Origin of the sequence: Pseudoalteromonas piscicida (assembly GCF_002744175.1) — a bacterium.
Taxonomy (GTDB): domain Bacteria; phylum Pseudomonadota; class Gammaproteobacteria; order Enterobacterales; family Alteromonadaceae; genus Pseudoalteromonas; species Pseudoalteromonas piscicida_B.
In genome coordinates this window covers 77,659-88,309 of record NZ_NKHF01000076.1, presented here as the reverse complement: position 1 = coordinate 88,309, position 10,651 = coordinate 77,659, and the positions used below count along the sequence as shown (strand labels likewise).

Genomic DNA, 10,651 nt, shown 5'->3' with positions numbered 1-10,651 from the left:
GGGGGTCCATGATGACTTCTTCGAGCTCGGCGGAAACTCATTGCTTGCGACCCGTCTGCTGAGCAAGCTACAAGATGATGGACTGCACAATGTCTCATTAGAACAGCTGTTTACATATAAAACTATCGCAGCGATCAGTCAAAAAATCACCGAGCAGCCGACACCTGCCGCGCAGGCAACGATTATTGAGCCTGGTTGTGGCAAGGGGTTAACTGCGACGACGCCAATGCAGCAAAAGTTATGGATGTTTAGTCAATTTGAAAAAGGACAAACAGCATACCATATACCTTTGATCATAGAAGTTAATGGCAACTTTGATAAAGCCGTTTTCCAAAGCGTACTCAAGGATATCATTGCACGGCACGATATTCTTCGTACCACTTACCATGCAGAGCAGGGGCAGTTGCAGCTTCGTTTGCTTGAACACTATGATTTACCCTTTAAAGAAGTCGATTTAAGTGGCCATGATGAGTTGTCTGTTCACAAGAGCGTGAATGAGGAAGTACAGCGTCCATTCAATCTTCAGCAAGACTGTATGCTACGTGCCTGTCTGTTTTGTCTGACGGAATCTCGCCAGATTTTATTGCTCACGCAACATCATATTGCCTCGGACGGTTGGTCAGTCGGTGTATTAGCCAAAGAAATAAAGTCGCTTTACACTGCTAAGGTATCAGGTGAAACAGTAGCGCTTCCGGAACTTACTGTCCAGTATCAAGATTATGCTCATTGGTACCATAGTTTTAGAGAAAGTCAGGCGTTCGAGTTACAGCTTGATTATTGGCGCACATATTTGAATCATGCACCGCAACTACATAATCTGCCGCTAGACAACCCTCGAAGCAATGAACGTCACTTTAGTTGTGGCCGGTTAATACAAACTATCCCAGCGGAACTTACGGCGCGTTTAAACGCTTTCAATATTGAAAATAACCTAACGATGTTTATGTTATTACAGGGGATGTTAGCACTTGTTTTATGTCGCTGGAGTGATAGTCGTGACATTGTAATGGGAACGCCCGTGGCAAATCGTCACAATGCCCAACTGGAGCCACTAATTGGTTCCTTTATTAATACTCTGGTATTGAGAAATCAAATTGATGATACACAGACATTCCTCGATTATATAACGCAATGTCGACAAAACCACTTGAAAGGGTTTGATAATCAACAGGTTCCTTATGAACTCCTGCTGGATCAATTAGGGGTAATAAAAACTAATCAATACAACCCCTTATATCAGATATTATTTGCGATGCAGAACAATGAGCGACCAGATATTGAGTTGCCTGATGTTGAGCTTACCTTACTAGAACCACAGCTACTTGAAAGTGTGTTTGATCTTGAGCTAAATGCTTATGAAGTCAATGGCGAAATACAAATTGAGTGGGACTACAATGATGCTATTTTTCATTCTTCAACCATAGAAAACATCATTAGCAGTTTTGAGAGTGCATTAGAATATGCGGTAAAACAATCCGATACACTACTCAAAGATATTCCCGTTTCTCGTTTGACTATTCCGGAGGCATTGCTGAAAAACTTTGTGTCTGCGGAAGAAAGCCAACACCGTGATGTGCCTATCATTGGTCGAATTCTGGAAAGTGCACAAAATAATCCTGACAAACTGGCTGTTGAGACTGGAAATGGCGAATTAACTTACAAAGAGCTAGTAGGGAAAGCGTCAGCGTTAGCTTCGGTAATGCAGAAAAATGGCGTTGAAGAGGGAAGTTATGTTGCTATTTATATTAACCGAGAAACGGATTTGGTTGTTGCTTTGCTAGGTGTGATGTTATCTGGTGCTGCGTTTTTACCTTTAGATCCATCTCATCCATTTGATAGGGTAAGGAGCATTTTGGAACAAGTGCCGGTTTCGGTGCTGCTCTCTACGTCTACGTTAAATGGCTCATTAGAGCAGGTGGATTGCCCAGTTATTTCCATAGATACACTTAGCACTGAAGCGCAGCAGAGTTTCCAGTATACGGCTGCTAAACCCAGTGACAGTGCTTATATTTTGTTTACATCCGGCTCAACAGGAAAACCTAAAGGGGTCGAGATAAGTAACAATGCACTGTCTGAAATGATGACGTCATTTATTGACCATATTAATCTGGCAGAATCATGTCGTTGGTTAGCACTGTCTACGATTACTTTTGATATCTCTCTGTTAGAGATTTTCGCACCTTTATGTGTAGGTGGTCATGTCATCCTTGCTCAAGACCATGAAGTAAAGGATGGTTTTAGACTTAAAAGGATGTTGGACGAATTTAATATCAACATTATGCAAGCCACTCCGGCGACATATAAAATGCTCATGCTGGCTAACTGGTCTGGTAAATCCGATTTAGTTGCAATCTCGGGTGGTGAGGCGTTGAGTTTGACCTTAGCTGACGATATGAGAGGTAAGTGTCAAGCGCTGTGGAATGCATACGGACCAACAGAAGCAACAATCTGGTGTTTGGTTAAACAAGTAGATTTTGCAGCTGAACCTGATAAGATATTGAGCCTCGGTGGAGTGTTAGCAAATTCCGGGTATGTCATACTCGATGACAATATGCAAATTGTTCCACCAGGTGTTACCGGTCAGCTATTCATTGCAGGGGAATTTTTAGCCAAGGGCTATTGGCAGCGACCAACGCTGACTGCACAGAAGTTCGTTGACGTTCAATTGGCAGATGCGGCTCAAACTCGATTATATGCGAGTGGAGATTTGGTACGTCAGCGTCGAGACGGAGACCTCGATTACTTGGGTCGCATTGATCATCAGGTAAAAGTTCGGGGTCACCGAATAGAACTTGGTGAGATTGATGTCTGCTGCGCGAGCATAGAAGTAGTCAAAGAGTCATGCTCGGTTGTGATTGAAGAAGGTGACGATAGTTATATCGTAACCTATGTAATATTTAGTCATTCTCTGGAAACTGTTGACACGGTAAGGCAGCACTTATTTAATAGGTTGCCAGCCTACATGTTGCCAGCTGCAGTGGTCCCTCTGGATGAGTGGCCATTAACGGCCAACGGAAAGATAGACCGTAAAGCGCTACCAAAACCTGATTTTAGTCAGTTAACAGTGCCAATGGTTGAACCTGACTCCGAGATAGAGTGGTTGGTTTACAATTGTTGCCAGGAACTCCTGCAAATTGAAGAAATTAGCCTGGCGGCAAATTTCTTCGAGCTTGGTGGTAACTCACTGACAGCGACACACTTTGTTGCTTTGATTAATGAACAACTAAGTTTACAAATAAACATTAAAGACTTTGTTGAGAAGCCTACACTAGGTAGTTTGGCTGCCTATTTAGAGGGGCGTGTTGATACAACGGCTAGGGTAAACAGCTTAATGGTTTCTGATTCTGATATGGATGAAGAGCTGGAGGAATTTGAGCTATGAATTTGGATACTTTGCTCAGAACCTGTGAAAGCAAGGGAATTAAATTTAATCTGAGTGGTGAAAAATTGAGCGTTAAGGCGCCACCAGGTGCGATTGATAAAGTGCTGGGCAATACGCTTAAACAGTATAAGTCGGAGCTAATTGACTTTCTGAACGCTAATAACACTGCGGCTCAGGCTGCACTAAAAGAAATTAAGGCACAGGATAGTTCAGGGGCTTTACCTTTATCTTTTGGGCAACAGCGACTGTGGCTGTTGCATCAAATGGACCCTGCAAGTGCGCAGTACCACATTCCATTTATTGTGTCTTTGGAAGGGCAATTAAATACTCAAGCGTTAGAGCTCACATTTTCAGATATTGTTTTCAGGCATAAGGTTTTACGTAGTTGTTATCGAGAAAACGATGGGAAGCCATATCAAGTCGTTGTTAATGATTATCAATTCGCAGTGGAATATGTGACATTTCCTTCCCAACCTTCTGAGCTTAAAGTTCAGGAAGAAATAGCAAAACAGCTGTCTCGCCCATTTGATCTCACGCGTGAGATCTTATTGCGAGTGGTCGTTATTGAGGTGACAAAAAACCAACATATTTTGATGGCTGTGATGCATCATATCGCCTCCGATGCATGGTCAGTGAATGTGCTACTCGAAGAATTTTTGGATAACTATCAACGGTTGTGTCAAGGACTTGATATGAACGCCGCAACCAATTATCTGCAATATTCTGACTTTGCTCAGTGGCAACAAGATTTTGTCAACTCTTCAGAATTGTCAAAACAGCTCGATTATTGGCATGAGCATCTAAGCAATGGCCCTGCGTTGCACAGTCTGCCACTGGATTATAAGCGGCCGGCTAAAATGAGCTTTAAAGGCGCAGAGCACAAAACGAGAATAAACTCGGAACTAACTGGAAAGATTCAAAAACTATGTAGAAAGCATGATTTGACGCTATTCATGTTACTGGATGCAGCCGTTAAGTTAGTATTTTCTCATTATTCAGGTGTAACTGATATTGTCGTGGGCACCCCTGTAAGTGGTCGCCACTTACCAAAAACCGAACGTTTAATTGGCTTCTTTGTGAATACGCTTGCACTGAGAGTGGATATCGGAGGATGCGAAACCTTGCTGGATGTAACCACTCAGGTGAAACAAACACTGCTCAATGGTATGGCAAACCAGGATGCCCCATTTGATTTGGTGGTCGAGCGTGTTTCGCCACCCCGTAGTAGCGGCTACAATCCAATTTTCCAAACTATGCTGGTTGTTCAAAATAAGTCTGCTTCGGAGTTAAGCGTTGGGGATTTGAAGGTATCTGATATTACATTTAGTACACAAGTCAGTAAATTTGATATCACCATAACAGTGACCGAAACAGAAAACGATCTGAGAGTTAGTTGGGAGTATGCAACCGATTTATTTGCGCAGGATACGATTGCAGGCATGGCTGAATCTTTTGAAGTTGTGCTTACGGAACTGGTTACAAATATTCAACAGCCTGTAGCTGAAGTGAATTTGTGTCCTATTGCCAAGCATCAACAACAGCTTAATACAGGTAAGGGTACAAGAATAGCGCTTGACGGTCGTTCAGTAATGGATTTATTTGGAGAGGTAAGCAAAAGCAATGCTGATAAAACGGCGGTAAGTGATGAAGAACAGCATCTAAGCTTTGAGCAACTTGATTCACTGTCAGATAAGCTTGCCGCAAATTTACAGAAGCAGGGAGTTAAAAAGGGTGACCGGGTAGGGGTTTGTTTGACCAGAGACCGTTTCCTGCCTGTTGCTCTATTGGCGATATTCAAGTCTGGTGCCGCTTATGTTCCGCTGGATCCTAACTATCCTTTGGAACGGTTACACTACATGGCACAAGATGCTCGCATTGAACTGGCTGTGGTGGATGAACAGACACATTCACATATGCAATCTACCGCTGTGGTGACTTTGAATATGAGCAAGGTGTTATCCAGTCCTGCTATCGGGCCGGTAACAAAGCAGTTACTGCAGCATAGCGATAGTGCTTACCTGATATACACATCTGGCTCAACTGGGGAGCCCAAAGGGGTCGAAGTTACACATGGTAATTTATTAAATCTGCTACTCTGGGCTGAACAGCAATATACAGAAAGTGAGCGCAAGGTTGTATTGGCGTCGACTTCGCTATCTTTTGATCTCTCAGTCTTTGAAATGTTTTTACCTTTGGCGTTTGGCACTGAAGTACGTATTGTCAAAAACCTACTGAGATTACTGGAGTCGGCTACCGCAGGTCATGATGTTACCTTGATAAACACGGTTCCATCAGCAATATCAACGGTTGCCCAGGCCCAAGCTATTCCTAACTCGGTTAGAGTGGTCAATGTGGCAGGAGAAGTGCTAACACGAGCCAATGCGGAAACGATCTACGAGCATAGCTCAGTTGAAAAGGTATATAACTTATATGGCCCATCTGAAGATACGACTTATTCAACCTGGGAACTTGTGAAGCAAGGAGAGGCTGCTGAGCCAACCATTGGACGCCCTTTGCCAAATACAACTGCGTATGTCTTAGATAAACAGTTGCGGCCGGTTGCAAACAATGTGCTCGGAGAGCTTTACCTTGCCGGAGGAGGAGTCACGGCAGGTTATTTTGGTCGCAAAGAGCAGACGGAAAATTGCTTTATAGATAATCCGTTTGATGAAGGTGTTTTCTATAAAACAGGTGATATGGTCCGGTGGAATAACAATGCGCAATTAGTCTTTTTGGGACGCCGTGATCATCAAGTAAAAATCCGTGGCTATCGTATAGAGCTCGGTGAAATTGAAAGTGCAATTCTTGCTGTTCCCGGAGTGGACAAGGTTGCTGTTGTGGTAGCAGGTGAAGATGGCGACATCTTAATTGGATGTATTGTATTGAACAATAGGTCGCTAAGTGGAACCATTGTTGAGACGATTCAAAGCCAACTGAAAAGTGATTTGCCACCCCAGATGCAGCCCTCGGCTATTCATATCGTCGATCAGCTCCCACATACGCCAAGCGGCAAGATAAATCGTAAGGCGATTGTATTGCCTGACTTAGAAATAGCTGACCAGAATACTGCATTACCAGAAACAGAACACGAAGTCTTGTTAATGGATATCTGGTGTGAGGTATTGGGTGCTCCAGTCACTTCCGTGACACATGATTTTTTTCGAATTGGTGGTCACTCGCTACATGCAGCCAGAGTCCTGTCCAGGATCAGAGAGAAAACTAGCGTTCATCTCGAGATTGTAGACTTATTTCAGCACCCGACAATTCGGGGACTTGCTTCATTGATGAACTCGAGTGAAACAAAAGGGGCGCTGCAAACCATCCCTAAAAAACCAGAACATGTTAGATCGCCACTGTCATATGCGCAAAAGCGCTTATGGTTTATTGATGGTGTTCTGGGCGAGGACAGTAAATCGACCTATAACCTCCCTCTTGTGTTAAAGCTGACAGGTAGATTGGATATTATTGCGGTGCGACAAGCGTTAAAAAGCTTAGTACATCGACATGAAGTACTACGTACTGCGATTTCCGTTGCACAGGGGCAAAGTTGGCCTGAGCAAGTGGTGTCTGAGTCAGCGGTTCCTGTACTAGAGATATTGTCGCCAGAAGCAAGTGTTTCAGAGGATGAACTACATGCCATGGTACACCAGTTTGTGACACGGCCTTTTACGTTATCTGAACCACTTAAGCTACGTGCAGGGTTGCTGCAAATCGCTGACGATGAGAACTTACTTGTCATGTCTATGCACCATATAGCAAGCGATGGCTGGAGCCTAAAAGTGCTGCTTGAAGAATTCCACAGTTTGTATTTGGGAGCACGAGAAGGAAGAAGTGAATGCCTTCCAGATTTACCAATTCAATATGCGGACTATACATATTGGCAAAGCCAGAACGATAAATACACGACAGACTCAATTGACTTCTGGCGTGAAAATTTACGTAACATCCCGATGGCGCACAGTCTCCCATTAGATTTTCAGCGCAAGCAGGAAGTCAGCTTCAAAGGCCGAACTCACCGTATCGTTTTTGATGAAAAGTTGAGTAAAACTATACAGACATTTAGTCGGGAACAGGGCGTCACAACCTTCATACTATTGCAAAGTGCTTTTGCTATTTTATGTAGTAAATGGAGTCGAACTTATGATGTTGTTATGGGCACGGCCTACGCTAACCGTTCATCTAAAGAGCTAGAGCCACTGATAGGCTTTTTTGTTAATACTGTTGTGCTGCGAAGCAAGATAGATATATGTCAGTCTTTTACTGCGTTACTGCGTAATACTAAGCAAGAAATCGCCAATGCTTTCAATCATGGTGCTCTGCCTTTTGATTATCTGATTGATATTCTCAAAATGCCGAGAAGCGATGCGATTCATCCTATATTCCAGATAATGTTTAATATGCAAAAAGCTGATATGCCTGCATTGGTCATGGATGAATTGCAGGTTTCACACTGGCCAGTTGCGTCAACATTTTCCAAGTTTGACCTGTCACTGAATATCGTTGAGTCTGAAGGGCAATTCGTTTGTGACTGGGAATATTGTTCCGACTTATTTAAACAACAGTCAATAGAGAATTTGGCAAGTTCATTTTCAGTATTGCTGGAAAACTTATTGAGCCATCCCACAAAGCCTATTGATAAGGTGAGTATGTTGGGTGAATCGCAAAAGCGTCTGCTGAGCAGTATTCAGTCGCTTGGTAGTGGATATGACCGGACGCCTTTACCAAATTCATTTGATGCAATTGCTCAAAGTAAAGCGAATCAAGTTGCATTGCGTTGTGGCGATCAGTCGCTAACATTCGAGCAGCTAGTAATGCGCTCATCATACCTAGCCAGTGTACTCGTTCGCCGAGGTGTTAGACGAGGACAGTTCGTCGGTATTTGCCTGAACCGCAGTATTGATATGATCGTTGCTATTTTTGCTATTCACCGCATCGGAGCTGCCTATGTACCACTAGATCCTAGTTACCCTGCATTGCGTCTCCAGTATATGCTAGAAGATGCCAACCCCGTGGTACTGATAACAGCGACAGAGCAGCAGGAAGCGCTGTCTTTCAATGGTGAAAAGGTGTTGATAGATAGATTGGGCTATCAGCCCGTATCGATATCAGAAAGTGTGCAGGTTTCGCCCGAGGAAGCTGCATATGTTATTTATACATCTGGTTCTACAGGGCGTCCCAAGGGGGTTGTTGTCTCGCATGGCAGTCTTATGAACCTAGCTTACAACTTAGAGACCGATATCATTTCACCGTTGGCAGCGCCACCACGGTGGGCCTTGAATGCCTCCATATCTTTTGATGCATCACTGCAAGGTATTGCCATGCTTTACTTAGGTAGTGAGTTGCAGGTATTGACAGAGTCACAGCGGCAAGAGCCTAGTGAATTACTTAGCTATTTCAGTCAATTTGGTGCGACACTATTTGACTGCACTCCCTCACTTCTAGAAGTGCTTCTCAATGCCCATGAAGTGTCAGATCTCAAGCTCTGCCTACCTTCAGTGATTGTTGGTGGAGAAAAGCTCAGTGATGATTTATGGCAGCGAATGGTTCAGCTAAATGAGTGCGAAGGAGTATTGTGTTGGAACGTGTATGGCCCTACTGAGAGTACTGTGGATGCAACGATAGTTTTGGTTCAACCTACTGAACAAGGCTCTACAATAGGTAAGCCGCTTCAGGGAGTTGAGGTTCGAATCGTTGACGAACAGGGCATAGAAGTGCCAACGGGAGTGTTTGGAGAGCTGTTACTCGCTGGTCAAGGCCTTGCTCAGGGCTATCTGCGTAGACCGGAATTGACTGCTGAGCGCTTTATAAATGATGTGAGTAGCAGTGGCGTCAAGCAAAGGTACTATCGTACTGGTGATTTAGTTCGCTGGAAAAACGACGCTCAACTCGGCTGGTGTCTTGACTATGCTGCGCGAATAGATAACCAAATCAAGTTGCGCGGTTATCGTATTGAGTTGTCGGAAATAGAAGCCGTGTTGAAGCAACACTGTCAAATCGATGATGCAGTTGTATTATTTAACGATGAAAAACAGCTCATTGTTGCTTATGTGGTTGACAAAAATTCACTTGGATCAGAAGTATTAAAACACGCTTTAGCAGCCCATCTACCTGCCTTTATGGTGCCGCAAATCATAGTCTCTGTTGACGCCATACCTTTGTCACCTTCAGGGAAGGTAGATGTTAAATTGTTGGCAGCTCAAGCGCTTTCAACCGAAGGTGTGGCATTCACCACTCCAAATACGAAAACAGAAGCGACGTTAGCAGGAATTTGGTGCAGCCTTTTAAAAATAGACCAGGTGAGTACGACGCAGTCATTTTATGAGGCCGGAGGATACTCGCTTTTATTAATCGAGTTGGCTACTCAGGTTAAAGCGAAATTTTCTGTTCAACTACCCTTGGCGCAATTAATTAGACATGCAACGATAGAGAAAATGGCCACACTGATAGACTCAGTTCTGGTTGGTGATGTGCAACTGGAGAGTGAACACAGAGGAACCTGTAAACGCTTACGCCATAGTAGCTCTGAACAGCCTCCATTGTTTCTTTTACCGGCATTAGATGGCTTTTCTAGCTCATATCTAGAGCTAGCCGCATCATTGGGTGGAGATTTCTCCATATATGCTCTGGAGTTTGACCAATACCAAGTGAGTTCGGTTGTCGAACTTGCCCAAACATATTTAGCGCAAATTCGAGAGGTTCAGCAAGATGGTCCATACTTCCTTGCTGGGTGGTCATTTGGTGGAACTGTTGCTCATGAAATTGCTGCGTTGCTAAGAGCCACCGACGAAGAGGTTGGCTGTTTGATCAAGATTGACAGCGGCTTGCAAGGCAATGATCAGTTTAGTGTCACTCCAACACAGTTAATTGAAAAGCTGGTATTAGAGTATGGAAACTTTGATATGTCTGCCATTGAAGCAGCGGATGGATTGGATGCAAAGCTTGAAGAGTTATTACGACAGGGCCTGCAAACAGGCATTTTCCCAGCGTCTATGGACTTAAAGCAATTACAAACTCGATTTGAAGTTATCAGGACACACTATGCGCTATTAAGCACATATCAGCCGACGAAGTTTGATGGAACCAGTATTTTTATTCGGGGCCGGGAAAGTGTCGTTGATAGCTCGCAGGTAGCGCAGTGGAGAAACTACTCAAACGAGCAAGTAGAGTATGAAGTTGCTGGTGATCATCATACGTTAATGGTTGCACCCACATTTCAAGAAACCATTTCGTGTTTAGACGCTCTATTGAAGAATAAAGAGAATAATTAAA

Annotated in this window: 2 protein-coding genes; both read left to right on the top strand. The window is 43.7% G+C overall.

Features of this window, described 5'->3' with window-relative positions:
• A partial coding sequence (locus tag CEX98_RS16430; protein ID WP_143484350.1) for a non-ribosomal peptide synthetase occupies positions 1 to 3,382 on the top strand: 3,382 nt, incomplete at its 5' end.
• The gene (locus CEX98_RS16425) at positions 3,379 to 10,650 is read left to right on the top strand and encodes a non-ribosomal peptide synthetase (RefSeq protein WP_099643111.1); all 7,272 of its coding nucleotides are present in this window, start codon (positions 3,379 to 3,381) and stop codon (positions 10,648 to 10,650) included. The genes CEX98_RS16430 and CEX98_RS16425, both read left to right, overlap by 4 nt.
• Position 10,651: the final 1 nt, after the last annotated feature.

Bases quoted from the DNA above. Each gene is read 5' to 3' on its own strand.
- CEX98_RS16425 (WP_099643111.1), top strand. From the start codon at position 3,379: ATGAATTTGGATACTTTGCTCAGAACCTGTGAAAGCAAGGGAATTAAA.